This window comes from Enterobacter cloacae complex sp. 2021EL-01169 (genome assembly GCF_020733125.1).
GTDB classification, from domain to species: domain Bacteria; phylum Pseudomonadota; class Gammaproteobacteria; order Enterobacterales; family Enterobacteriaceae; genus Enterobacter; species Enterobacter roggenkampii.
On record NZ_JAJFTC010000004.1, the window covers coordinates 197,604 to 223,309 of the forward strand.

Sequence of the window (25,706 nt, forward strand, 5' to 3'; positions counted from 1 at the left end):
TGAAAGCTTCACGGCGAAAATGAGTAAAACAATCGCAAGAGCGGGGCGAGCTGAAGAAAGGAGAGTCGAGAAGGTAATTATGGAATAGTTTGCGTGCTTAGCAAGTTAATTGTTGCGCAAACGTAAAAATAAACGCGCGAAAGAAGGGCATTGTCGCGTAATGCCTTTATTTCGCGCAGGTTATCTTATCCGGCGATCAGGTTTCCCACGCATGTGGGGCAAACAGATAGCCCTTGTTACGCACGGTTTTAATACGGTAGGGCTCGGTGGCGTTATCCTGCAGTTTTTTGCGCAGACGCGAAATCGCCACGTCCACGCTGCGGTCCATTCCGTCATAGCTTACGCCACGCAGGTTTTTCAGCAGCGCGTCACGATCCATGATCTGCCCGGCATGCGTTGCCAGCTCCCACAGCAGGTCAAAATCTGCGGTGGAAAGGGCGATAAGCTCGCCAGAGAGCAGCACCTGACGGTTAATCGGATCAATAGACAGCGTACCGAAGCGCATCGCTTTGTGCGGCGTCAGAGACGGCGCCGGTGCTTCGCGTTCGATGCTGGCGTGCTGGCGTAAATGGAGGCGCAGGCGAGCGAGCAGGACGGCAGGCGGTGTGGTTTTCAGAATGTAATCATTGGCACCCATCTCCAGCGACAAAATATGGTTCATATCGCTGTCCAGTGAGGTGAGCAGGACGATAGGGCCCTCCCACCGGGCGCGCAGGTCGCGGCAGAGCGTCATGCCGTCTTTGCCCGGCAACATGATATCCAGCAGCACCAGATCCGGGTTTTCACGGACGACCACCTCTTCGGCACGATCGCCACGAGGTTCAACAATGACGTCCATATCATGTTTACCCAGATAGGCGGCGATCAGCTGCCCGACTTCGGGTTCGTCTTCAACATAAACAATCTTATTCATACAGCGTCTGTTTTCGTGAAAAAAGCCAACATACACCGCGAAACCTTAACCTTCCATTAATCTTTCAAAATTAACGCCGGTTCCGTTATTCTGGCCCATAGGGTGAGTTGATTATTATAAGGAAAACGATGGCTCTGGTGATCAAAGCCGCGCTGGGTGCGCTGGTGGTGTTGCTGATTGGCATTCTGGCAAAAACGAAAAACTACTATATTGCCGGGCTGATCCCTCTCTTCCCGACCTTTGCACTCATTGCCCACTATATTGTGGCGTCTGAACGCGGCACGGAAGCGTTACGCACGACCATCGTGTTTGGCATGTGGTCAATCATCCCGTATTTTCTCTACCTGCTTTCGCTGTGGTATTTCACCGGTTTTCTGCGTCTTCCCCTGGCGCTGAGCGGGGCGGTGGTCTGCTGGGGGCTCAGCGCCTGGGTGTTAATTTTCTTCTGGAGCCGCTTTCACTAGCGCAGCGGTCGGCCGCCGTCCACGGCAAAGGTTCTGCCGGTGACGTAGCAACTGGTGAGCAGGTAATCCACGAGGTCGATGACCTCTTTCTCGCCTGGGGCAATTTTCATCAGCGATTTATTCAGCGCCTGCTGGCGATACTCCGCATCATCGTTTTCGTTGAATAAGATCATTGCCGGGGCGATGGCGTTCACCTTCACCTCGGGGGCGAGCTTGCGGGCAAACGAGCGGGTCATGTTATCCAGCGCGGCTTTACTGGCCGCATAGGCAATGTGCTTGTCGCTGCCGCGCTCCACCACATAATCCGTGAAGTGAATGATGTCGCCCGCAGCATGTCCGTGGCCGCGGAGCAGATCCTGCAGAGCGTGGTTAAGCAGATAAGGGGCATTGACGTGGATCTGCAGCATGGCGGAGAGCGTTTCGCTGAGTGACGTACCCGGCTTTTCGGCCTGCCATGCGCTGGCGTTATGGAGCACGGCGCGCAGACCCGTTGTGGTGGATTTCACCTTTTCCGCAAAGGCCAGAATGCCTTCATCGGTTGAAAAATCAGCCTGAATGCAGACCGCCCCGGCTTTGCGCAGCCCTTCAATCGACGGGTATTCCGTGCGGTAGCTGACAATGACCGGATGGCGAAGGTTGAGAAAATGATGGGCGAGGGCGAGGCCGATACGGCGGCCTCCGCCGGTGATCAGTATGGGGCGAAGCGGTGCATTTCCCATCGTATTCTCCTTTACAGTTCAACAATGGGAAAGGCGATGCTATCCCACTAACATCCAGGTTGCCGGCACGGCAGCAACCAGTAACAGTCCAATTAAGGCCATCTCACGGCGTTTCAGCGCGTTCTCCAGCTGATGCGTGCGGCGGGCGTAGATGAACACCAGCAGACCCGGTGCGTACAGCACCACCGACAGCAGCAGATGCATAGGTCCGGAAGCATACAACAACCACAGGCCGTAAATACAGGCTCCGACACCCACGACATAATGCGCCGGGCGTGTGGCAATTTTTAACAGATACGCACCCACTAAGAAATAGGGTACCAGAATCATCTCCGAGGCGATGGTCAGCAGCGTGTTATAGTCTGAACCTGTGAGCCAGATCAGCACCAGACAGATCTGAACGCTGATGTTGGTCAGCCAGAGTGAGGCAGACGGCGCGCTGTTTTGGTTTTGACGCGCAAACAGGCGTGGAAACGCCTTGTGCGTCGCGGCCAGGAAAGGCACTTCAGCCGCCATGATGGTCCAGCTCAGGTAGGCTCCGCAGACGGAGATGATAAGGCCAGCGGCAATCACCACGTCGCCCCAGGAGCCGAGCATTTTCACCATAAGGCCCGCCATTGACGGGTTACGCATTTCAGCCAGCTCAGGACGCGCCACCACGCCCAGCGACAGCAGCGTCACCAGCAGATAGACCCCGAGCGCGGCCAGTACCGCCAGCAGCGTGGCGCGGCCCACATCGCGTTTATTTCGGGCCCGGGCAGAAACCACAACCGCACCCTCAACGCCGATGAACACCCACAGGGTAATCAGCATCGTGTTTTTCACCTGCTCCCAGACGGGGACGCCCAGCGCAACGCCGCTGAAATCGAGCGTGAACACGTCCATACGGAACGCAATGAAGGCCAGAACGATAAACAGGCCGAGCGGAACCAGCTTCGCGAGCGTCGCCACCAGGTTAATGCTGGCGGCCGTTTGTACGCCACGCAGCACCAGCCAGTGGACGAACCACAGTAACACCGAGGCGCCCACAATAGACTGCCAGGTATTCCCGTCGCCAAACAGGCGCAGCTCAGGCGTATCGGTAAAGAAACTGAGCGCCGAGAAAACGATCACCAGATAGGAGACGTTGGCGATCACCGCACACAGCCAGTATCCCCAGGCGGAGCAGAAGCCAATCAGCTCGCCGAAGCCTTCACGGGCATAGGTGAAAATGCCGCCGTCCAGATCCGGGCGAATGCGCGTCAGCAGCAGCATGGCGAAGGCCAGCAGCAATATTCCGACACCCGTAATGCCCCAGCCAATGATGAGGGCAGACGGGCTGGCGACGGCCGCCATATTTTGCGGCAAACTGAATACGCCCGCACCCAGCATTGAGCTTAAAACGAGTGCAGTCAGAGCACTCAGGCCAAGTTTCTTTTCCATTGGCTTCCTGTTATGAAAGGTCAAAATCCAGAATAATTATTTCGCTCAGGCGCATAAAAATGGTGGATCACACTAAGGCGCGGGATTTTACGGAGTGTAACGAAAGCATGCAATGACGTGTGGCAGAAATTCAAAAAAAGTAACAAAAAAGGCGGCATTGCGCCGCCTTTTTTAAACGATTTTGTTACTTGTACAGATCGGCGCTGATGGTCACGTTGTTACCACGTTCCTGCCACTGGCGGGTGATGTGGTAGAACTTCGCCCCTTTCTTCGCCGCACGCTTCGCGACCTGGTAAGAGACTTCCGTCATGTTGCCGTAGTTGCCGGTAAATTTGATGCTGTCGAACGGCACCATCTGCGCGGCAGTGGCGTTGTTCAGCTCTTCAACTTTGGTACCGTCTGGCAGCGTAACCGAATAACGGCCACCTTTCGTGGACTGCGTTTCAAAGAAACGGCCCACTTCAGCGCTTGGCGTAGCCGTCGTTGCGACGCCTGGGATTTCCACTTTCTTCGCTTCTTCGCCGCCTTTCGCTATCGCCGCGCGACCGGCTTCTGAGTTTGCCGGAATCGCATCCGGGCTCTGCAGAACACGTTTCTTCGCATCTTCTTTATAGATGAACGCGGTAATACGCTGGTTGCCGCCCTGGTTAGCATCGACCTGACGCACGATGTAGAAAGAGTAGGCCCCTTTCTCTTTCGCGGCTTTGGTGATGGCATCGTTCACTTCAGGCTGGCTGCGGTAAAAGCCCTGAACGGTGACGGTGTCGTACGGTTCCAGCGCAATTGCCTGATCTTTCGGCAGTTCAACAACACCGTTAATCACGCGGTTTTTCGGTGCGTCAGCTTTTGGCGCGTTGTCCTTATACAGCGCAATGGTCACGCGCTGGTTACCGCTGTTGCCGTTATCAGACTGGTCAACAACATAAAACGAGGCTGCCCCGTTTTTATCAGCGGCCTTTGATGCAGCGGCGACGGCGTCGCCAATAGAATTATAACGACCCACAATGACCTTATGGTCAAAAGGTTTTAACGCTGCCGCTTGCTCCGGCGTTAACTCTGTTGCGGCATTCGCAGACAGGGCGGTCGCGGAGAGAAGTGCGGACGCCAGGAGTGTGTTCTTAAGCTTCATAAAAATGATCCTTCGCCTTGCGCAAACCATGTACTGGTATTGTTGTTAATTTGAGACGGTCCCGATTATGGCATTTAAAACCCGTCGCTGTCTGCGCCATTTTTCACTGCCTGTGCTCACTGAATCACCTTATTCGATAACATTTAGTGATATGTTGAAAAAACACGCGTTTGACAAGTAAAACTGATAAAGCTTATGACTTTTACAAGTTAATTTAATGTTAATAAGTTGTTCTCTTATGGCGCTATATCATGTTTTTACCGCTTCGCTTGCGCGAATTATCGGTTCTGGCGATGAATTTAAGGTAAATATCACTGTCAGTGACGCCGATCGCTTATTTTTCACAGATAAAGTAAGAAATAGTGTTTTCTGGCGGTAGATCACGGCCGCTATTTTCAGTAGGTTATAGACAGTTTGTTACTGTTTTATTTTCCGGGGTGAATTGTGTCTCATTGCTTGCGTGATGGCGAAAAATGATACAAACCGCGGGCACTTATCGTTAAACCATCATCAAAAACCGATGGAAGGGAAAACTATGCGTATTGGGGTACCAAAAGAACGGTTTGCCAATGAAACCCGCGTAGCGGCAACACCGAAAACGGTGGAGCAACTGCTTAAGCTGGGTTTTACCGTCGCAGTTGAAAGCGGCGCGGGCAAACTGGCGAGTTTCGATGACGAGGCCTTTATTCAGGCTGGCGCGGAAGTGGTGGACAGTGCCGACGTGTGGCAGTCGCCGGCTATTCTGAAGGTCAACGCACCGGAAGAGAGTGAGATTGCGCTGCTGAATCCGGGCACCACGCTGGTGAGCTTTATCTGGCCTGCGCAAAATCCTGAGCTGATGGAAAAACTGGCCGCGCGCGGCGTCACCGTCATGGCGATGGACTCCGTGCCGCGTATTTCGCGCGCCCAGTCGCTGGACGCCTTAAGTTCGATGGCAAACATTGCGGGCTACCGCGCCATCGTTGAAGCGGCCCACGAATTTGGTCGCTTCTTTACCGGTCAGATCACCGCGGCGGGTAAAGTCCCTCCGGCGAAGGTGATGGTAATTGGCGCGGGCGTGGCGGGACTTGCAGCCATCGGTGCGGCAAACAGCCTGGGCGCTATCGTTCGCGCGTTTGATACCCGTCCTGAAGTGAAGGAACAGGTCCAGAGTATGGGGGCCGAATTCCTTGAGCTGGACTTCAAGGAAGAAGCGGGCAGCGGTGATGGTTATGCGAAGGTGATGTCCGAAGCCTTTATCAAAGCCGAAATGGAACTCTTCGCCGCGCAGGCGAAAGATGTCGACATCATTGTGACCACCGCGCTTATCCCGGGTAAACCGGCGCCGAAGCTGATTACCCGTGAGATGGTGGACTCCATGAAGCCGGGCAGCGTGATTGTCGACCTGGCCGCGCAAAACGGCGGCAACTGCGAATATACCGTAGCGAATCAGGTGACCACGACCGCAAACGGCGTGAAGGTGATCGGCTATACCGATCTGCCGGGTCGCCTGCCGACGCAATCGTCTCAGCTGTACGGCACCAACCTCGTCAACCTGCTGAAGCTGCTTTGCAAAGAGAAAGACGGCAACATCACCGTCGATTTTGACGACGTGGTGGTGCGCGGTGTGACCGTGGTGCGTGAAGGTGAAATTACTTGGCCTGCGCCACCGATTCAGGTTTCGGCCCAGCCTCAGGCAGCGCCTAAAGCGGCGCCTGAGCCAAAAGAACCTGCCAAACCGGCTTCCCCGTGGCGCAAATACGCGATCATGGCGCTGGTGATTATTCTGTTCGGCTGGCTGGCTGACGTCGCGCCGAAAGAGTTCCTCGGCCACTTTACCGTCTTCGCGCTCTCCTGCGTCGTGGGCTACTACGTGGTGTGGAACGTCTCCCATGCGCTGCATACGCCGCTGATGTCGGTAACCAACGCCATCTCCGGGATCATCGTGGTGGGGGCGTTACTGCAGATTGGCCACGGCGGCTGGATCAGCTTCCTGAGCTTTATCGCGGTGCTGATCGCCAGTATCAATATTTTCGGTGGTTTCACCGTGACTCAGCGCATGCTGAAAATGTTTCGTAAAGGCTAAGGGGTAGCATATGTCTGGAGGATTAGTGACAGCCGCATACATTGTTGCTGCAATCCTGTTTATTTTCAGTCTGGCGGGGCTTTCCAAACACGAAACGTCTCAGCAGGGGAATAACTTTGGTATCGCCGGGATGGCGATTGCGCTGATTGCCACCATCTTCGGGCCGGACACCGGCAACGTGGCGTGGATCCTGGTGGCGATGATCATCGGCGGTGCGATTGGTATTCGCCTGGCGAAACGCGTTGAAATGACCGAAATGCCGGAGCTGGTGGCGATTCTGCACAGCTTTGTGGGTCTGGCCGCGGTGCTGGTGGGCTTCAACAGCTACCTGTACCACACGCCAGGTCTGGAACCGATTCTGGTGAATATTCACCTGACGGAAGTGTTCCTCGGTATCTTCATCGGTGCGGTCACCTTCACCGGTTCCATTGTCGCGTTCGGCAAGCTGCGCGGGAAGATCTCCTCTAAGCCGCTGATGCTGCCAAACCGCCATAAGCTGAACCTGGCGGCGCTGGTGGTATCGTTTGTGCTGCTGGTGGTCTTCGTGCGTACCGAAAGCGTCGGTCTGCAGGTGCTGGCGTTGCTGGTGATGACTATCATCGCGCTGGCCTTCGGCTGGCATCTGGTGGCGTCCATCGGTGGTGCGGATATGCCAGTGGTGGTCTCCATGCTGAACTCCTACTCCGGTTGGGCGGCGGCGGCGGCGGGCTTTATGCTGAGCAACGACCTGCTGATCGTCACCGGTGCGCTGGTGGGTTCTTCCGGTGCGATCCTGTCTTACATCATGTGTAAGGCGATGAACCGCTCGTTCATCAGCGTCATCGCCGGTGGCTTTGGTTCTGACGGCTCGTCTACCGGCTCCGATGAGGAAGTGGGTGAGCACCGTGAGATCAGCGCGGAAGATACCGCCGAAATGCTCAAAAACTCGCACTCGGTCATTATCACCCCGGGCTACGGCATGGCGGTGGCACAGGCGCAGTATCCGGTCGCGGAAATCACCGAGAAGCTGCGCGCGCGCGGCATCAAGGTGCGTTTTGGTATTCATCCGGTGGCGGGGCGTCTGCCAGGCCACATGAACGTGCTGCTGGCGGAAGCGAAAGTGCCTTACGACATCGTGCTGGAGATGGACGAGATCAACGATGATTTCGCCGACACCGACACCGTGCTGGTCATTGGGGCTAACGACACCGTTAACCCGGCGGCGCAGGACGATCCGCGTAGCCCAATCGCCGGGATGCCGGTTCTGGAAGTGTGGAAGGCGCAGAACGTGATCGTCTTTAAGCGCTCAATGAATACCGGCTATGCCGGGGTGCAGAACCCGCTGTTCTTCAAAGAGAACACCCACATGCTGTTTGGCGATGCCAAAGCCAGCGTGGATGCGATTCTGAAAGCGCTCTGACAGGGTAAAGCCCGGTGGCGCAAGCTTACCGGGCCTACCAAACCCGTAGGCCGGGTAAGGCGTAGCCGCCACCCGGCAAAAAAAAACCGCCGGTTCGCCGACGGTTTTTTTTCATCTTGCGGGTCAATCGTCTTCCGGATCGTCCAGCTCAACCGGCGTCTGGTACTCATCCGGCTTGATAACCAGCAGGTCGCAGCGCAGATGGTCGATCACCTGCTCGGCGGTGTTGCCGAGGAAGGCGGCAGAAATACCGGTACGTCCAATGGTACCCAGCACGACGATCCCCGCCTGCAGGTGTTCAGCCAGGTCCGGGATCACCTCTTCAGGCAGCCCTTTTTCCACGTGGGTCATTTTCTCATCGATGCTGAATTTCTGGCGCAGCGCTTTCATGGCCAGCAGGTGCTGACCGCGGATGGCGTCGTTATACACGCTCGGGTCAAATTCCGGCAGCTCAATGGCGATGTTAATCGGGGTAACCGGATAGGCACCTACCAGATGCACTTCGGTGTGGTTGACCTGGTCGGCAAGCTGGAGGGTCTCCTTCACCAGCTTCTCGTTCAGCGAGTTATGGTAATCCTCTTCGCTGGCGAGGTTTACCGCCACAACGGCTTTCCCGCCTTCAGGCCACGGCTGGTCTTTCACCATCCAGACCGGGCAAGGGCATTTACGCAGCAGGTGCCAGTCGGTCGGGGTGAAGATCACGGATTCCAGCTTGTCGTGCTGGTGCGCCATCTTCAGCAGCAGATCGTGCCCACCGGCAACGACTTCCTGAATGATGGCTTCGAAAGGTCGGTTGTGCCAGACCACTTTGATATCAATGGGCACGCCCGCTTCCAGGTAATACTTCGCCTGTTCGCGGATCCACGCGGTACGCTGGCTGATGACGCCCTGACGCATAGCGGTGCGCTCGTCAGGCGACAGAAGGGTGGTCATCTCATACGAGAAGTCATAGATCGGCAAAAACGCTTTGATTTTGCCACCAATCCGTTGATGCAAATACACAGCACGTCGTAATGCCGGCTGATCGTCCTGATTCGGATCGATTGCTACCAGCATGTTTTGATACTTGGCCATACAGGTCTCCTTACTACTGTCACCACAGTCTGTAATTAAAAGAGTAACCTATATATCCTGAATGAAACAGAGGAGAGCTTTTGCCAGATCAATAATTCATGAAAATTTATCAGAGGAAAAGCACCGTGGTCGTTACCGCGATAAACGCAATAAACAGCAGCACCATCACCGCTATCGCAAAGGTCGTGGAGTCCTGAACGTAGGTTTTTTCCTCCCCCTTCATTGGGCCGACAAGCATGATCCAGATGAAGATAAAGGTCACTGAGGCAATCACGACTGAAACGAAAAACAAACTTTCTCTCAATTCATAACCTCAACGAGACCCTTTTGGGTGCTGTGTGGGGACGTGCTACGGTGAAAAGGGCAGATATAAGACGGGGTAACAGGCCAGACCCATAAATCAGGAGAATTTATCGGTCTGGCAGTATACGTATGGCGTTTACGCCACGTTGCGGGCGTGCCCGGCAAGAACGGCCAGCGCTTCACCGTTTTCGATAGTGATGTATTTACCCTTAACGGCCAGCATCCCGCTTTTCTGGAAACGACCCAGCAGACGGCTGATGGTTTCCACGGTCAGACCCAGGTAGTTACCGATATCGCCACGCGTCATCGTCAGACGGAATTCACGCGGCGAGAAGCCACGCTCGGCGAAGCGGCGGGAGAGGTTGTAGATAAACGCGGCCAGACGCTCTTCTGCATTCTTTTTGGAAAGCAGCAGAATCATGTCCTGATCGCCTTTGATCTCACCGCTCATCAGACGCATCATCTGCTGACGCAGGTTAGGCATCTTGCCGGACAGATCGTCCAGGGTTTCAAACGGAATTTCGCAAACCATCGAGGTTTCGAGTGCCTGAGCAAAGCTCGGGTGGTGGCCCGTACCGATGGCATCAAAGCCTACCAGGTCACCCGCCAGATGGAAGCCGGTGATCTGCTCATCGCCCTGTTCGGTGATGGTGTAGCTCTTGATGGTGCCAGAACGGATAGCATAGAGCGATTTCAGTTCGTCTCCCGCTTTAAACAGCGTCTGCCCTTTCTGAATAGGCTTTTTACGCTCGATAATATTATCAAGCTGATCGAGTTCATGCTCATTCAGGGTAAACGGGATACAGAGCTGGCTGATGCTGCAATCCTGGCAATGGATAGCACAACCGCCAGACTGAATGCGTCGTATAATTCGCTTTTCCGGGATCATAGGTTTGCTCAAGCCTTAATTGATATTGGTCAATTTTAACATCTTTTTGGTAAGTACGTAAGCCTGACAAACCCTCAATAAGGACAAGAGACGGCAATGTGTCGCCATCTTCTTGAAATTCCACAGCTTGATTATGGATTTTTAGCCTAACCGGAAGAAAATTAAGCACAAAAAGCCTGGGAACTAGAGTAAGAGATACCCTTCGTGACGCAGCAACCACTCTTTTCGCTGCACGCCACCGGCATAGCCGGTCAGGGTGCCGTTGCGGCCAATAACGCGATGGCAGGGCACCACGATGCTGACCGGATTAGAGCCGTTCGCGGCACCTACGGCGCGTGCGGCCCCAGCGCGACCTAACTGCGCCGCGAGCTGGCCGTAATGCATCACCTGCCCGCAGGGAATGGCCCGCAGCGCCTGCCACACTTCGCGCTGAAAAGGCGTGCCCGCCGTGGCGGTGGGCAGCGTGTCGATGATGCTGAGATCGCCTTCGAAGTACGCCGCAAGCTTGTCGCTCAGTCCACCCGGATTGGTGGCGCGGATACGTTCATACCCCTGGGCGCGGTAGTGAATCGCAAGCAGTTCTTCCATGCGGTCGCTGTGCTCTTCCCACTCAACGGCGCGCAGGCAAAACTGCTCGTCCGCGATCACCCACAGCGGCCCAAGCGGCGTCGCAATCTTGTCTTCGAGTAATCTCAGCATCCTCATTCCCTTAGTTCAGCCTCGGGTAGATCCCCGGCCCAATCGGCAGGCCGACAAGATACCACGCCACCAGCATCACCAGCCATACCCCTAAAAAGATAAGCGGGTAGGGTAAAACCAGCGAATAGTAGGTACCCAGTTTGGCCTCGGGTTTATAGCGCTGCAGGAAGCCTAAAAACAGCGGAACAAACGGCGAAACCGGCGCCAGCGGGATAACCGAAGAGTCCGCGATGCGGAACAGGATCTGCGCGAAAGCCGGGTGGAACCCCAGCATCATAAACATCGGCACGAAGATCGGGGCCAGAATCGACCAGATGGCGGAGCCGCTCGCGATAAACATGCACAGCAGGGATGACAGCAGCGCCAGACCGACAAACGCCGGCACGCCGCTTAGCCCGGCAGCCTCCAGCGCGTCGGTGAGGCCCACGGCCATAAACTTGCCCATGTTGCTCCAGTTAAACATCGCCACAAACTGGGCCAGCGGGAACACCATCACGATAAAGCCCGCCATCTCCTTCATCGGCTCGATCATCAGCTGCGGCAGGTCACCCTGGCGGCGGATTTTGCCGGTGGCGATACCGTAGGCGAGCGAAACAACGAAGAAGAAGAGGATAATCAGCGGCACGATGCCCTGAATAAACGGCGAGGGCAGGACCGTATGTTTAACCGGATCGCGCAATATGCCGTTTTCCGGCACCACCATCAGCGCCACCGCGGCGATAAACGCCAGCGAGACAATCCCCGCCACGCGCAGGCCGAAGCGCTGCTCTTTGCTCAGGGTTTCCAGCTTTTCATCGCTACGGCCTTCCCATTTACCCAGCCGCGGCTCGACGATCTTATCGGTAATCAGCCCGCCGACAATCGTCAGGAGAATGACCGAGCTGGCCATAAAGTACCAGTTGTCGATCACGCTGACGTGCATGGCCGCATCAATGGTTTTCGCCGCCTCCGTACTGATGCCCGAGAGCAGCACGTCGGTGGTGACGATCAGCAGGTTAGCGGTAAAACCGCAGCCCACCCCCGCAATCGCGGACAGCAGACCCGCCACGGGATGGCGCCCGACGGCGAGGAAGATCAGCGCCCCCATCGGCGGCATGATCACCAGCGCGGCGTCGGAGGAGATATGGCTGAAGAAGGCGATAAACAGCACCATGTAGCTCGCGTAGCGCGCGCTGACGTGAGAAGCCATCTTCACCATCAATGCGGGCAACAGGCCGACGCGTTCAGCCAGCCCGGCGCCCAGCACCAGCGCCAGAATGGCGCCGAGCGGGGCGAATCCGCTGAAGTTTTTAATCACGTTGGGTAAAAACCAGTGCAGCCCTTCAATGCTCAGCAGGTTTTTCACCGCCACCAGGCTGCCGTCGGCCGGGCTGCGCACGCTGACGTCAAAGGCGGAGAGCACGGCGGTGGCGACCATCAAAATCACAATCAGATAGATAAAAAGCAGGAAAGGGTGCGGCACTTTATTGCCGATCCTTTCAACCCAGCCATAGAGCTTACCGGATGGGGAATGCGAAGGTATGGATGACATACTCATGGGCGTTCCTCGGGAGTGTTGTGTTGTTGTGTTGTGTTTTTTATTTTAAAGGTGACGGTGTCACGCCCGGTGGGATCGGACACGCGTACGGTTTTTCTTCTAGTTGTTGTTCGAACTCTTCACGGCATTTTTTCAGCAGCGCCGCGTCCTGCAGCAGATTCAGCGCGGTCGCGCCCATCACTTTCCCGGCCAGCAGCATGCCCTTGTGGGCAATAGAGGTTCGCCCCTGAGATACCAGTTGCCAGGTATGCAGCGGCGTGCCGACGGTAAAGCAGGGGCTGAAGCACTGGGCGACCGGCATTTTCCAGCTGACGTCACCCACGTCGGTTGAGCCTGCCAGCACGTTGTCGGTGACGGCATAAGGCGCGACTTCATCCACCAGCAGCGTCGCCTGATGACGACGGGCAAAGGCTTTACCCGCTTCACCACCCGTGGCGGCAATATTTTTCAGGCTGTTTTGCAGATCGTTGGGCGTCAGAGTGGCGCGGATCTCGCGGGCAAACTCTCGCTCTTCGTCGGTCCACTCCGGCGTGCCGTAGTGCTGCAGGGCGCGATACATCGCCGCCTCAAGCGTGCGGTTCGGCAGGTAGCTGGAGCAGGCTTTATCAAAGCGGCACTCGACGGTCGTTTCGGTCATCAGCGCCGCGCCCTGGGCGATTTTCTCGATGCGCTCGTAGATCTGCTGCGCATCCGCCATCTCCGGGGCGCGGATCAGGTACAGCACCTCGGCCTGCGCCTGCACCACGTTGGGCGAAATCCCGCCGGTGTCGGTAATGGCGTAATGGACGCGCGCTTTCTCGATGATGTGTTCGTTAAGGAAGTTGGTGCCGGTGGTCATCAGCGTCACGGCGTCCAGGGCGCTGCGTCCCAGGTGAGGAGAGTTGGCCGCGTGCGCCGCCACGCCGTGAAAACGCCAGGCGGCCTGAATATTCGCCAGCGTACTGACGTTAAACATCCCGGCAAAGGCTTCCGGGTGCCAGGTGACGGCGGCATCGACGTCATCAAACAGCCCTTCGCGCACCATAAAGGTTTTCCCGGAGCCGCCTTCTTCACCGGGACAGCCGTAAAAACGCACCGTTCCGCTGCCGCCGTGCTGCTCCAGCCAGCTTTTCACCGCCACCGCGCCCGCAAGCGCCGCGGTGCCTAAGAGATTATGTCCGCAGCCGTGGCCGTTAGCCCCCGGCGTGGCGGTTTGCGCCGTCGCGCAGTGTGCCTGCTGGCTTAACCCGGCCAGCGCGTCGTACTCGCCCAGCAGGGCGATAACCGGTTTTCCGCTGCCGAAGCTGGCGATAAAGGCATTGGGAATACCGCCTGCCTCGCGGGTCAGCGTGAAGCCTTCTGCTTCCAGCTCGCTGGCCAGCCGTTCGGCGGACCAGAACTCTTCAAAGCGGGTTTCGGGACGATCCCAGATCGCGTCGGTAATATCGGTTAACGTCCGACATCGCGTGTCGATCGCATCGGCAATAAAAGCGTAGTTCTCCTGCATTACACACCTCGCGTCCACGGGAAATTGAGCGCAGTTCGCGCCAGCGTTTCGATGGCGATAGTCATGACCTGCTCATCGAAGTCGAATTTTTCGTTGTGATGTCCGGCGCTCAAATCCGTGCCAAACACCATATAGGACGCCATGCCGCCGTTCTGCTGCACGCGGGCCATCATCAGCGTGGCGTCTTCGGAACCCGCTGGCGCTTTCACCTTATCGATGGCATGAACAACCCCGGAAACCTGGCTCGCCTGTTCGCGCAGATAATCCACCCACGCCGGTGTCGGCGCGCTGGAGGTGGCAGCCCCCATCAGGCGCATCTCCGCGCTCACGCCATAGAGCGCCGCCGCGCCGGTAATGACGGCCTGCGCGCGTTCAAAGACATACTGATTAATCGCTTCGCTTTCGCCGCGGGTTTCAACTTTGATCAGGGCATTCGCGGGCACCACGTTGCGCCCGCTGCCCGCCTGCATCACGCCGACGTTCACCCGGGATGCGCCGTCGCTGTGCGGGGCGATGCTGTGCAGGGCGAGGGCGGCCTGCGCGGCGGCGAGCAGGGCGTTACGCCCGTCCTCCGGCTTACCGCCCGCGTGTGCGGCCACGCCGGTGAAGCTCACGTCGAACTTGGTGGTGGCCATAAAGTTATCGCTTCCGCAGATCACCGTACCGGCAGGGACGCCGGTACCAATATGAATGGCCGTGAAATAGTCCACGTCATCCAGCGCCCCGGCGGCAACCATGGCGCGCGCGCCGCGCGTGCCTTCTTCAGCAGGCTGGAAGATCAGCTTAATGGTGCCGTTGAGCCGGGCTTCATTCTGCTTAAGCACCTGTGCCAGTCCCAGACCAATGGTGGTGTGGCCGTCGTGCGCGCAGGCGTGCATCATGCCCGGATTGCAGGAGGCAAACCCGTCGCGGAACGGGCGATGGCTGTCGTCGAGCGCTTCGCTTAAATCAAGGGCGTCCATGTCCACGCGAAACGCCAGGGTTGGGCCCGGGCGGCCGGTATTCAGGGTGGCGACAATGCCGGTAAAGCCGCCTTCAAACGGCGCCAGCCATTTCTCAGGCGCGCCTTGCGCCCGCGCGCGGGCAAACTCTCGCGCCAGGGTTGCCTCATCGGGCAGCCCCATCCGGCTTTCGGCATCGACCACGTCACGGCCCATCGCCAGTTCGTAACCCAGCGAGTTCAGGGTCTCCGCAACTTTCGCGGCGGTACGAAACTCTACCCAGCCGGATTCCGCAAAATGGTGAAAATCGCGACGCCACGCGCTCAGCTGCGGGGTTAACGTCTGGATGTACTGCGCCAGTGTGTCCATATCTGTTCCTGTCATCATGAAAATATGTGAACTGCTTCACGCTGTGATAGTTTTTACTTATCACTAACCGATTTTTCACAGTTTTAACCGTTCAGGAATTACCCTCGCACATCCCTTTCCAGTAAAGTAGATGACAGTTTCTTTACTCTGATAAACAACGGTTATCGGTCGGGCTATGTCATTTCAGGTTAAATTCCATCATCTACGGGCGTTTGTTGAAGTCGCACGTCAGGGCAGCATTCGCGGTGCCAGCAGGACGCTGAATCTTTCGCAGCCGGCGCTGACCAAATCCATCAAAGAGCTGGAGGAGGGCATGGCGGCGCAGCTTTTCGTGCGCAGGAGTAAGGGCGTGGCGTTGACCGAATGCGGCGAGGGTTTTTACCAGCGCGCCCGGTTAATTCTGGAAGAGCTGCGCGCGGCGCAGGATGACATTCGTCAGCGGCAGGGGGAACAGGCCGGGCAGATCAACATCGGGATGGGGGCCAGCGTTTCGCGCAGCCTGATGCCCGCCGTTATTACCCGCTTTCATGCCCAACATCCGCAGGTCAAAGTGCGGATAATGGAAGGGCAGCTGGTGTCGATGATCAACGAATTACGGCAGGGAGAGCTGGATTTCACCATCAATACTTATTATCAGGGACCTTACGACCAGGAATTTACGTTTGAAAAACTCTTTGAGAAGCCATTTGCGGTATTTTGTCGCGAAGGGCATCCGGCAACGGGGGCAACGTCGATTAACGAACTCCTGCATTATAACTGGACAATGCCGACGCCGCGGGGAAGTTATTATAAGCAGCTAGAAGAGGTATTTAGCCATCGCTCGCAAATACCGCGAATTGGTGTGGTCTGCGAAACCTTTTCTTCCTGCATAAGCCTGGTTGCACAAAGTGATTTTCTAAGCATATTGCCGCAGGAGTTAGGCTGTGACCCGCTGCTGGCGCACCGTCTGGTCATGCTGCCGGTTGTCGAATCGCTTCCAAAAGCAGCATATTATTTAATTCAGCGCCGTGATTCACGTCAGACGCCCCTGGCTGAATCATTAATTACGCAGTTCAGACGGGAAGCGAGGAAAATAATCGTGGCGTGAAAATGAGATAATAAAAAAAACAGGATCTGCCCGACATCAGACAGATCCTCCAGTACACACAGCAGTGCGTCCTTTCGCCAATCCTGAATATTATATCCATGAAGCAGGTATATTTAGGTATAACACCTTTTCCGCAAAAAGAAAGGATGTCGAGTGTTTGATTTTACGAAAATTTAACACAAATCACTTATTTCATCTTTGCTGAAATTTTAGTTAAGTTGTATTTAAATCCATTTTATAAATACTATATATATTCATCAGGTTAATATTTGTTGCGCACGACGGCCTGTAACGGTGATTGAGGCCTGTCTCGGGCACAGGTATAGTACCGTCCTCAGTTGTAGCCGGAGGATATCCATGAACCCTGACGACAAATCCTTTTTTCTTGACGCCATGGAAGATGTCCAGCCGCTGAAGCGTGGCCCGGATATTCACTGGCAGCCCAGCCGCAATACGCGGGCGCGCCAGGAGGTGGATAGCGAACAGCTGGATAACTTCCTGACGCTGGACTTTCTTGACGTTCTGCCCCTTGAAGAGCCGCTGGCGTTCCGGCGCGAAGGGGTGCAGCAGGGCGTTATCGAGAAGCTGCGCTCGGGTAAATATGCCCGCCAGGCCAGCTTAAACCTCCTGCGTCAGCCCGCCGAACGCTGCCGTCAGATGCTCTATTCTTTTATTCGCCAGGCCGGACGTGACGGGTTACGCAATCTGATTATCATTCACGGAAAAGGGCGCGAGCAGAACTCGCATCCTAATGTGGTGCGCAGCTATCTGGCGCGCTGGTTAACGGAGTTCGAGGAAGTGCAGGCCTTCTGCGTGGCGCTGCCGCATCACGGCGGCAGCGGGGCATGCTACGTTTCACTGCGTAAATCCGATGAAGCAAAACAGGAGAACTGGGAGCGGCACGCCAAGCGCAGCCGCTAGCGGGCGATTTCCTCGCCCGCCGGTGATTCAGAAGGTTTCCCAGTTGCTGTCGGTGGCGGCGTTTGCGGTTGCCGGGCGCAACAGCTGAGGCGTTTTCACGCTGGCCGGACGTGGAGCTACCGCTTTTTCTTTGCCGTTCAGACGAAACGCGGCCACCGCCTGGCGCAGCTGTTCGGACTGATCTTCCAGCGCCGCTGCCGCCGTGGCGGACTCCTGCACCAGCGCGGCGTTTTGCTGCGTCACGCTGTCCATCTGCGAAACGGCCAGGCTCACCTGTTCAATGCCGCGGCTCTGCTCGTCAGAGGCAGAGGAAATCTCGCCCATGATATCGGTCACGCGGGTCACGGCGGCGACGATTTCCTTCATGGTGGTGCCTGCCTCGCTAACCTGCTCAGAACCGGTATTCACGCGGCTGACGGAGTTCTCGATAAGCCCTTTGATCTCTTTCGCCGCCTGCGCGCTGCGGCTCGCCAGGGTCCGGACCTCCCCTGCGACAACCGCAAAGCCACGCCCCTGTTCCCCGGCGCGTGCCGCTTCCACCGCAGCGTTAAGCGCCAGAATGTTCGTCTGGAACGCGATGCTGTCAATCACGCCGGTAATATGCGCAATTTGCTGCGAACTGTCGGCGATCTCGTTCATGGTGCGAACCACGTTATCCACGACGTGACCGCCGCGCGCGGCCGTTTCAGAGGCGTTTTTCGCCAGCAGCGTGGCCTGACGGGCGTTATCGGAGTTCTGTTTAACCGTCGCGGTCAGCTCTTCCATGCTGGCGGCGGTCTCTTCGAGCGAGGCGGCCTGCTGCTCGGTGCGGGCGGAAAGATCGTTGCTTCCTGCGGCAATTTCGCCTGCGCCGGTGTAGATGGAATCGGTACTTCCGCGTACGGCGCTGACGGTGGTCACCAGCGACTGCTGCATCTCATGCAGGCCCGCGGCCAGCTGACCCATCTCATTGCGGCCCGAGATAGCGATCTCCTGCGTCAGGTCGCCTCCTGCAATGGCGCGAATATGGTCCATAATGGAGTGGAGTGGTTTTAACAGCAGGTGCTGTAAACCCTGCCAGATGACCACCAGAACCGCGATAACGGCCAGCAGAATTGCCGCCAGCGTCCACTGCATCTGCGTGAAGCTGCTCTGATTCTCTTCGGTTGCGGCCTTCAGCAGGGTGTTGTTTTCGGCGCGCCAGCGGTTATAAACCGCTTCCATATCGTCCTGCGCCTGCTGGGCGTCCAGATCGCCATAGGCCTGATAGTTGTCGGCGCGCAGATACTCAATCGATAAACGCATGACTTCGTGCATCTGGTTCCAGGATTTCTGCATCTCGTCGGTCAATGCCGCCTCCTGGCCCTTAACCTGCGGCAGTTTCTGCCACTCTTTGTTATAGGCTTCGGCTTTTGCCAGCGAGTCGCCTGCGGTGCCCAGCAGTTTATTGATCGCCGCCAGGGAAGCCGGGTCACGCTGGTTTTTCAGGTAGCGGATCGCCACGCGGGTGACGGTGACGCGCGTTTTCACCAGCGTGTTCACGCTGTCGCTCAGGCTTTCCTGCTGGGCATTGAGCACGCCGGAGTTCTGGAAGTTATGGCGATCGTTACTGACGGCAGAGTAGAACAACCCTCCCGTGACAACTTGCAGCAGGCAGAATATGGTGAGGGCAAAGATAATACCGGTAATCACGTGCAGATTTTTCAGCATAGCGGTCGTCCGTTAGAGAAGATGCAGGGTTACTTCATTACTATCGTCGTAGAGAATGTAAACTTTAATTAACTCGCGCTTAACTAAGGGGCCCTTTTGGGAACCTGTTGTAAATCCGGATCATTTTTATGAGGAAGGTCAACATGAGCAGCATTGATAAAAGCGGGACATACGCGCTCGGGACGCGGACGGTGAAACGGCTGGGCTACGGCGCGATGCAGCTGGCCGGGCCGGGCGTCTTTGGGCCGCCGAAGGATAAGCAGGCCGCGCTGGACGTGTTACGCGAGGCCGTGGCGGCGGGGGTGAACCACATTGATACCAGTGATTTTTATGGCCCTCATGTCACCAACCAGCTGATCCGCGAGGCGCTTCATCCTTATCGGGACGATCTGACGATCGTCACCAAGATTGGTGCCCGTCGCAACGACAAAGGCGCCTGGCTGCCGGCCTTTTCCGCGCAGGAGCTGACGCAGGCGGTGCATGACAACCTGCGTAATCTGCAGCTGGACGTGCTGGACGTGGTGAACCTGCGGATCATGTTTAGCGCGCACGGGCCAGCGGAAGGGTCGATTGCTGAACCGCTCTCAACCCTGGCAGAATTACAGCAGCAGGGGTTGGTGCGGCATATTGGTTTGAGCAACGTCACGGCCACCCAGGTCGCGGAAGCGCAGAAGATGGTGCAGGTGGTGTGCGTGCAGAACATGTACAACATTGTGAACCGGGGTGACGATGCGCTGGTGGATCTGCTCGCGCAGCAGGGGATTGCGTATGTGCCGTTCTTCCCACTGGGCGGCTTTACGCCGCTGCAATCTTCCGGGCTGAAGGCTGTCGCGGATTCACTGGGCGTCACGGCAATGCAGGTTGCGCTGGCATGGCTGCTGCAGCGTTCTCCGAATATCCTGCTGATCCCGGGCACCTCTTCCGTGGCGCATCTGCGGCAAAACCTCGCGGCGGGAGAACTGCAGCTGCCGCCTGACGCGCTGGAAACATTGAATACGCTGATGGACTGATCGTCACAGGCGCAAAGCCCGACATGTGCTTCCGGGCTTTGCGCGTTTTAAATCTTCTGACACTTCAACGCGTTTGGGTTCGCTTCCGGAAATGACCTTGATCCCTGACCATAATCCGTAATACTGTATTTATATACAGTATGTGGCGAGAAAGGCATCATGGACACTCTCTTTTCTTATCAACCAAAACAAATCATTGAACTACCTTTGTTTTTAGAACGTGTTGCCTGTGGGTTTCCCAGCCCGGCGCAGGATTATGTGGAGGATCGTCTCGATCTTAACCGGCTGGCAGTGAGGCACCCCAGTGCGACCTATTTTATCAAGGTGAGTGGAGACTCCATGATTGGCGCGGGGATTGGCGACGGCGATCTGCTGGTGGTTGACCGCTCGTTAAATGCCGAACATGGGGATATCGTCGTGGCGTCGGTCGCCGGTGAGTTTACGGTGAAAGAGCTACAGACGCGCCCGGTGCTGAGGCTGTTGCCACATAATGCCCGCTATCAGCCGATTACCTTTCAGTCCGAAGAGGAGCTGCAGATCTTCGGCGTCGTCACCCACACGCTTAAAACGCATAAACATGTTCGCGCTGGTTGATGTGAACAGCTTCTATGCCTCCTGCGAGAAGGTATTCCGCCCCGATCTGGAGGGGAAGCCCATCGTGGTGGTGTCCAACAACGACGGCTGCATAATTTCACTCTCGCGGGAGGCAAAGCAGTTCGGCATAAAAATGGGTGAGCCCTATTTTAAATTCAAAGAGAAGCTTTTTCCGGCGAGGGTTTACGTCTTCAGTTCGAACTATGCGCTGTATGCCGACCTCAGCAGTCGGGTGATGCAGACGCTGACGGATCTGGCTCCGGCCATAGAAATTTACTCGATTGACGAGGCGTTCGTGAACGTTTCAGGGATCGGTAACTGCATGTCGCTGGACGCGTTCGGACACCAGATGCGCACGCAGGTCTTTAAAAACACGGGCTTAACCGTTGGCGTCGGCATTGCCCCGACAAAAACGCTGGCGAAGCTAGCCAACTATGCGGCGAAACGGTGGGCCAGTACCGGCGGCGTGGTCGATCTGTCAGGCCGCGAGCGGCAGCGTAAACTGCTGGCAAAGGTTCCGGTAGAGGAGGTATGGGGCGTAGGGCGGCGCATCACGAAAAAACTGAACGCGATGGGGATTACCACGGCGCTGGAGCTGGCGGAGGCCTCCTCGTGGGTCATTCGCAAACATTTTAACGTGGTGCTGGAGCGTACGGCGCGCGAGCTTCGCGGCGAGCCCTGTCTTGACCTGGAAGAGTACACCCCCACGAAGCAGCAAATCATCTGTAGCCGTTCGTTTGGTCATCGCATTACGCAATATGAAGAGATGCACCAGGCGATTTGCGCCTACGCGGAACGCGCCGCGGAGAAACTGCGCGGCGAGCATCAATACTGTCGTTTTATCAGCGTGTTTGTGCGCACCAGCCCGCATGCGGACAACGAAATTTATTACGGTAATCAGGCTTCGGTCACCCTGATGACGCCCACCAATGACTCGCGGGATATCATCCGTGCCGCCACGGAGGCGCTGGATCGGATATGGCTCGACGGGTATCGCTATATGAAGGCCGGGGTCATGCTGGCGGACTTTTTCAGCAGCGGCGTCGCTCAGCTTAATCTGTTTGACGACAATCGCCTGCGCGCCAACAGCGCGGCGCTGATGGAGATGATCGACAGCGTCAATCACTCCGGCAAAGGGAAGATATGGTTTGCCGGGCAGGGTATTGAGAAACCGTGGGCGATGAAGCGAGAGATGTTGTCACCGGCCTATACGACGCGGTACGCGGATTTACCGGTGGCGAGGTAAAAGGCGGTTATTTTGTGGCGTTGTGGGTCGCGATCTCAGGCAGTAATTGCTCAATCACGCTGACGACCTTTCTGACGCGCTGCGGAATAAAGCGGGCATCAGGATAAACGGCATAGAGGAAGCGATCGGGTAACCGCCAGTCGGGCAGCACCGGTACCAGCTTGCCCGCCTGCAGAGCCCTGGCCACGAGCGGTCGCTGCATGCCGCCGATACCCATGCCGGATTCCAGCGCCTGCAGCAGCGCGTCGCTGGTGTTGGCACGGAAAACGGTATTCACGTTGACCTCGACCGTTTCCTCGTCAGACATCAGGCGCAGGGGAGCATCCGGCGGAATGCCGCTGAACCGTACGTGTGGCAGCGTCGCCAGTTCGCTGACCGCGCGTACCGCCTGAAAACCGGGAGCGGCAAACAGTGCAGCTTCAATCCGTCCCAGCACGCGAGCCGCGTGCGCCTGCGGAGGCTCGCTGCTCAGCCGTATCGCGACATCCACGCCCTCCGCCACCAGATCGGCAAGGCGGTCATCCAGGGAAAGCATCAGCTGCAGCTCGGGATGCAGGCGCTGTAACGCCAGCAGATGCGGCAAAATGATCTGCCCCAGGCCGCTCGGCAACTGGACATGGACGCGTCCCTGAACGCTATGATCGACAGGATGTAAACGCCTCTCCGCTTCCCCCATGGCGTCCAGCACGAGCTGCATATCACGCCGGTAGCGTTCCCCTTGTTCGGTCAGCTTCATCGTACGCGTCGTACGGTGCAGCAGTACCACACCCAGCGATTCCTCAAGCGCCGCGATCTGTTGACTGACGGCGGACTGCTTAATACCGGTCTGACGGGCAGCCGCTGAAAACGAGCCCGCTTCAGCGACGCGCAGAAAGGTAGAAATGGCATTGAGCTTATTATTCATTTAATGATTTTGCTTATAAGTGCCATCGGTTTCATGGGATATCTCCAGAAAAAATAATATATCACACTGCGTCTGTCACCCTTTCCGGAGAAATACCATGAATAATAGGCAGCAACATAACGTCGCCCTGGTCGCGGGCGCCAGCGGCATTGTCGGCAGACAGATGGTCAACACGCTCCTGCACCATCAGTGGCAGGTGATCGGCCTTAGCCGCCATGCCGGGTCGCATCCTGACGGCATTCCGATGGTCAAGATCGATTTACTGGATGAAAAGGACAGCGCCCGGGCGCTGCGCTCCCTGGACGGTACCACCCATCTCTTTTACAGCGCCTGGGCGAACGCGGCGAACTGGGAAGACATGGTTGAGCCGAACGTCACCATGCTGCGTAATCTGGTCAGCATCCTCGAAAAAACGGCACCTTTGCAGACGGTAAGCCTGATGCAGGGGTACAAGGTCTACGGCGCGCATCTGGGACCGTTTAAAACCCCGGCGCGCGAAAGCGATCCCGGCGTACCGGGTGCCGAATTTAACGCCGCGCAGCTTGCGTGGCTCAGCCAGTTTCAGCGGGGAAAGCGCTGGCACTGGAATGCCATCAGGCCGGGCGTGGTAGGGAGTGCGGTACCGGGCAATGCCATGAACCTTGCGCTGAGCATTGCCCTGTACGCCTCCCTGTGCAAGGCGCTGGGTTTACCGTTGCGTTTTCCCGGTTCGGAACAGACCTGGCACAGTATCGTTGACCATACCGACGCCGGGCTGCTGGCCGAGGCAACGCTGTGGGCCGCCGCGTCACCTGCGGCACAGAATCAGGCGTTCAACGTGAATAATGGCGATATCTGGCGCTGGAGCGAGCTCTGGCCGCGCATCGCACGCTGGTTTGACCTGGACTCTGCACCGCCGGTGAGGCTGTCATTTCATCAGCTGTTTACGGACTATCGCGGCGTATGGCGCGAGCTTGCCGGAGAGCGGCTGGTGGAAGCGGATATTCTGCAGCTGAGCGACGGGCGGTTTGCCGATTTTGTCTTTAGCTGGAATTACGACATGTTTGGTGACGGGAGCAAGCTGCGCAGGGCGGGCTTTACGCAAATGCAGGCGACGGATGAGATGTTTTTCCACCTGTTTGCGCAGTTGAGAGCCGCGCGGATTATTCCCTGACCGTAAGGGTTGTTGTCATCAACGATCGGCGCGTTATACTCACGCGTTTAAATGAATGTATTGTGGGGCAGGGATATGCACGAAAGTCTAAAAATGATATCAGTTGCTCTGCCCCTCATTGCGCTTCTCATTCTGTTAAGCTTTTTGGTCAGACGCATTCGCCAGGCAAAACGCATCATTACAGACCGTAACGGGATGAAAAAGATCTCTGCCAGTCCCTCAATATTTGGCGGGAATGGAGGTAAAACCTGGTTTTATGATGACCAGTTTTTATATGAAGTTAAAAACAACGCCACCCGTAAAATTGCGCTGGCTAATATCATTAAAATCGGGCCGGGGAATACCGAGATAAACAGCAGACGGGTCTGGATTGTTATTTACCGTGATGGTGCAAATGAAAAGCAGGTGCAGTTTTATAACAATCTGACCCTCTGGAATCATAACTTCACGGCTTTTCTGGTAGCGGTAAAACGTGCCAATCCTGACGCTGTGGTTAAAGAACGCGCAATCCTCAATCTATGAAAAAGGACCGCAGACGGTTTGCGGACGCTGCTCCTGTGCAGCGTCCATAGCATCAGGGTTAAGGGCTTACTCAACCGTTAACGCATCGACAACCTCGGCCACGCTTCTCACGCTGCGGATATTCCCAATCCCCGTGCCGAGCGCGATATACCCTTCATCGGTATTATTTTCCAGCATGCCCAGGCGCAGGCCCCGTAATCCGCCCATCGCCTTGCCCAGCGCTTCGTTGCTTGCGCCAGCTTTATCCATCGCCGCCAGTTTTTCCGCCAGCTTGCCGGGGAGAGAACGATAGTAGTGGGGGACGGTGCGGAAAAGCAGCAGGTCCAGGCCGTTGGCGGCAACAATTTTCTCTTTGACCCCCTGCGGCACGCGGCTTTCTTCGGTACTGATAAACACCGAACCGGCAAACACGCCTTCCGCCCCTAACGCATGCGCCGCTCTGGCGGTGCGATTATCGGTTATACCGCCCGCCGCCATCACCGGGACGTGCTTCACGGCATCGGCAATCAGCGGCACGATGGAAAAGGTACCCAGCGCCGTCGCGGGTAGCGTCCCGCCTTCGTCAAAACCGGTGGCGACGATGATGTCAGCCCCCATTTCTTCAGCCAGAAGGGTATTTTCCGGCGTGGGATTGATGTCGCGGTAGATAATGGCGATACCTGCCTCTTTTAACTCATTGAACAGCGCGGGAATAATGCTGCCTTCCCCATAGCCCGTATACACCACGGCCCTGACGCCTTCCTCTTTTACCACCTTAAGAATTGGCCCGGTCCAGACGTCATTAACGGCGGTGGGGATCAGGTTCACGCCGAAGGGTTTTTCGGTCAGCCGTTTGGTTTTCCGAATTTCTTCCCGCATTTTTTCGGCGGTCTCTTCCGGCGTGGAGACCGCGGTATCGGCGGTTAAACCGGCGTTGGGGCCCAGCACGCCGAGTCCTCCGGCATTGCTGACCGCGGCCACTAAACGGGCATCAGTAAGCCAGGATAACGGTCCCTGAATAACGGGCTTTTCGATACCCAGGATCTGACAGATACGGTTATTTTTCATAGCAGACTCTCCCTTACGTTTGAATGAGGGAGAGTGTAGAGAGTAAGATTGTTAGGAAAAATAGCCAAAAACATTCATCACTGTTATAAAATTAATAACAATCATTTTCTCCCGCTCGCGGCAA

General features: G+C 56.6%; 24 protein-coding genes. 10 read left to right on the plus strand and 14 right to left on the minus strand.

The window, feature by feature from the left end:
- Nucleotides 1-196: 196 nt before the first annotated feature.
- Nucleotides 197-913: a two-component system response regulator RstA gene (rstA, locus tag LLF79_RS14015; RefSeq protein WP_021241154.1), complete on the minus strand. Its 717-nt coding sequence runs from the start codon at nucleotides 911-913 to the stop codon at nucleotides 197-199.
- A 128-nt stretch (nucleotides 914-1,041) separates the two neighbouring features.
- Here rstA and LLF79_RS14020 point away from each other — a divergent pair, with 128 nt between their 5' ends.
- Nucleotides 1,042-1,377, plus strand: a complete 336-nt coding sequence (locus LLF79_RS14020) for a GlpM family protein (protein ID WP_023617531.1) — start codon at nucleotides 1,042-1,044, stop codon at nucleotides 1,375-1,377.
- Here the strand turns inward: LLF79_RS14020 and folM are convergent.
- The 3 genes from folM to ydgH form a co-directional block, all read right to left on the minus strand.
- Nucleotides 1,374-2,096, minus strand: a complete 723-nt coding sequence (gene folM / locus LLF79_RS14025; protein WP_008500548.1) for a dihydromonapterin reductase — start codon at nucleotides 2,094-2,096, stop codon at nucleotides 1,374-1,376. The two genes, LLF79_RS14020 and folM, sit on opposite strands and share 4 nt — an antisense overlap.
- 39 nt (nucleotides 2,097-2,135) lie before the next feature.
- On the minus strand, nucleotides 2,136-3,518 hold the full coding sequence (locus LLF79_RS14030) for an amino acid permease (RefSeq protein ID WP_008500547.1): 1,383 nt from the start codon (nucleotides 3,516-3,518) through the stop codon (nucleotides 2,136-2,138).
- A gap of 184 nt (nucleotides 3,519-3,702) precedes the next feature.
- Nucleotides 3,703-4,647, minus strand: a complete 945-nt coding sequence (gene ydgH / locus LLF79_RS14035; RefSeq protein WP_008500545.1) for a DUF1471 family protein YdgH — start codon at nucleotides 4,645-4,647, stop codon at nucleotides 3,703-3,705.
- Between the two features lie 535 nt (nucleotides 4,648-5,182).
- Here ydgH and pntA point away from each other — a divergent pair.
- Nucleotides 5,183-6,712 carry a Re/Si-specific NAD(P)(+) transhydrogenase subunit alpha gene (gene pntA / locus LLF79_RS14040; RefSeq protein ID WP_227879682.1) on the plus strand — a complete coding sequence of 510 codons (1,530 nt, stop codon included), beginning with the start codon at nucleotides 5,183-5,185 and terminating at the stop codon, nucleotides 6,710-6,712.
- Between the two features lie 10 nt (nucleotides 6,713-6,722).
- On the plus strand, nucleotides 6,723-8,111 hold the full coding sequence (gene pntB / locus LLF79_RS14045; RefSeq protein ID WP_021241158.1) for a Re/Si-specific NAD(P)(+) transhydrogenase subunit beta: 1,389 nt from the start codon (nucleotides 6,723-6,725) through the stop codon (nucleotides 8,109-8,111).
- 123 nt (nucleotides 8,112-8,234) lie between these two features.
- Here pntB and uspE read toward each other — a convergent pair whose 3' ends face one another.
- The 7 genes from uspE to LLF79_RS14080 all read right to left on the minus strand — a co-directional run bounded on the left by uspE (nucleotide 8,235) and on the right by LLF79_RS14080 (nucleotide 15,409).
- Nucleotides 8,235-9,185, minus strand: a complete 951-nt coding sequence (uspE, locus tag LLF79_RS14050) for a universal stress protein UspE (protein ID WP_008500542.1) — start codon at nucleotides 9,183-9,185, stop codon at nucleotides 8,235-8,237.
- A 109-nt stretch (nucleotides 9,186-9,294) separates the two neighbouring features.
- Nucleotides 9,295-9,477 (minus strand): hypothetical protein, encoded by a 183-nt coding sequence (locus LLF79_RS14055; RefSeq protein ID WP_014883604.1) that lies wholly within the window; start codon nucleotides 9,475-9,477, stop codon nucleotides 9,295-9,297.
- Nucleotides 9,478-9,624: 147 nt separating this feature from the next.
- Nucleotides 9,625-10,377: a fumarate/nitrate reduction transcriptional regulator Fnr gene (gene fnr / locus LLF79_RS14060; RefSeq protein WP_006174991.1), complete on the minus strand. Its 753-nt coding sequence runs from the start codon at nucleotides 10,375-10,377 to the stop codon at nucleotides 9,625-9,627.
- A 183-nt stretch (nucleotides 10,378-10,560) separates the two neighbouring features.
- The gene (gene ogt / locus LLF79_RS14065) at nucleotides 10,561-11,076 is read right to left on the minus strand and encodes a methylated-DNA--[protein]-cysteine S-methyltransferase (protein ID WP_025911525.1); all 516 of its coding nucleotides are present in this window, start codon (nucleotides 11,074-11,076) and stop codon (nucleotides 10,561-10,563) included.
- Nucleotides 11,077-11,086: 10 nt separating this feature from the next.
- A complete protein-coding gene (gene abgT, locus LLF79_RS14070) occupies nucleotides 11,087-12,613 on the minus strand; it encodes a p-aminobenzoyl-glutamate transporter (RefSeq protein WP_047748292.1) in 1,527 nt (508 codons plus the stop codon).
- A 40-nt stretch (nucleotides 12,614-12,653) separates the two neighbouring features.
- Complete coding sequence (locus tag LLF79_RS14075) at nucleotides 12,654-14,099, minus strand: M20 family metallopeptidase (RefSeq protein WP_227879684.1); 1,446 nt, start codon at nucleotides 14,097-14,099, stop codon at nucleotides 12,654-12,656.
- Nucleotides 14,099-15,409: a M20 family metallo-hydrolase gene (locus LLF79_RS14080; RefSeq protein ID WP_045336041.1), complete on the minus strand. Its 1,311-nt coding sequence runs from the start codon at nucleotides 15,407-15,409 to the stop codon at nucleotides 14,099-14,101. The genes LLF79_RS14075 and LLF79_RS14080 overlap by 1 nt, the downstream gene beginning before the upstream one ends.
- Before the next feature lie 175 nt (nucleotides 15,410-15,584).
- Here LLF79_RS14080 and LLF79_RS14085 point away from each other — a divergent pair, with 175 nt between their 5' ends.
- Entirely contained in the window at nucleotides 15,585-16,496 is a 912-nt protein-coding gene (locus LLF79_RS14085; protein ID WP_023292606.1) for a LysR family transcriptional regulator, read from the plus strand.
- Nucleotides 16,497-16,853: 357 nt separating this feature from the next.
- Nucleotides 16,854-17,417: a DNA endonuclease SmrA gene (smrA, locus tag LLF79_RS14090; protein ID WP_227879686.1), complete on the plus strand. Its 564-nt coding sequence runs from the start codon at nucleotides 16,854-16,856 to the stop codon at nucleotides 17,415-17,417.
- A gap of 27 nt (nucleotides 17,418-17,444) precedes the next feature.
- Here smrA and LLF79_RS14095 read toward each other — a convergent pair whose 3' ends face one another.
- Nucleotides 17,445-19,106 (minus strand): methyl-accepting chemotaxis protein, encoded by a 1,662-nt coding sequence (locus LLF79_RS14095; protein ID WP_008500534.1) that lies wholly within the window; start codon nucleotides 19,104-19,106, stop codon nucleotides 17,445-17,447.
- Between the two features lie 143 nt (nucleotides 19,107-19,249).
- Here LLF79_RS14095 and LLF79_RS14100 point away from each other — a divergent pair, with 143 nt between their 5' ends.
- From LLF79_RS14100 to umuC, 3 genes are all read left to right on the plus strand, one after another.
- On the plus strand, nucleotides 19,250-20,116 hold the full coding sequence (locus LLF79_RS14100) for an aldo/keto reductase family oxidoreductase (protein ID WP_021241164.1): 867 nt from the start codon (nucleotides 19,250-19,252) through the stop codon (nucleotides 20,114-20,116).
- Nucleotides 20,117-20,275: 159 nt separating this feature from the next.
- The gene (umuD, locus tag LLF79_RS14105; RefSeq protein ID WP_008500532.1) at nucleotides 20,276-20,710 is read left to right on the plus strand and encodes a translesion error-prone DNA polymerase V autoproteolytic subunit; all 435 of its coding nucleotides are present in this window, start codon (nucleotides 20,276-20,278) and stop codon (nucleotides 20,708-20,710) included.
- Nucleotides 20,694-21,956 (plus strand): translesion error-prone DNA polymerase V subunit UmuC, encoded by a 1,263-nt coding sequence (gene umuC, locus LLF79_RS14110; protein WP_227879688.1) that lies wholly within the window; start codon nucleotides 20,694-20,696, stop codon nucleotides 21,954-21,956. Before umuD ends, umuC begins: the two co-directional genes overlap by 17 nt.
- A gap of 7 nt (nucleotides 21,957-21,963) precedes the next feature.
- Here umuC and LLF79_RS14115 read toward each other — a convergent pair whose 3' ends face one another.
- A complete protein-coding gene (locus LLF79_RS14115) occupies nucleotides 21,964-22,860 on the minus strand; it encodes a LysR family transcriptional regulator (protein WP_227879689.1) in 897 nt (298 codons plus the stop codon).
- Between the two features lie 97 nt (nucleotides 22,861-22,957).
- On the opposite strand from LLF79_RS14115, the gene LLF79_RS14120 reads away from it, so the two are divergent.
- The gene (locus LLF79_RS14120) at nucleotides 22,958-24,013 is read left to right on the plus strand and encodes an SDR family oxidoreductase (protein WP_227879690.1); all 1,056 of its coding nucleotides are present in this window, start codon (nucleotides 22,958-22,960) and stop codon (nucleotides 24,011-24,013) included.
- A gap of 75 nt (nucleotides 24,014-24,088) precedes the next feature.
- A complete protein-coding gene (locus LLF79_RS14125) occupies nucleotides 24,089-24,535 on the plus strand; it encodes a hypothetical protein (protein ID WP_227879691.1) in 447 nt (148 codons plus the stop codon).
- Between the two features lie 66 nt (nucleotides 24,536-24,601).
- Here LLF79_RS14125 and LLF79_RS14130 read toward each other — a convergent pair whose 3' ends face one another.
- Nucleotides 24,602-25,582, minus strand: coding sequence for a nitronate monooxygenase family protein (locus LLF79_RS14130; RefSeq protein ID WP_023343995.1), 981 nt, complete (start codon nucleotides 25,580-25,582; stop codon nucleotides 24,602-24,604).
- Nucleotides 25,583-25,706: the final 124 nt, after the last annotated feature.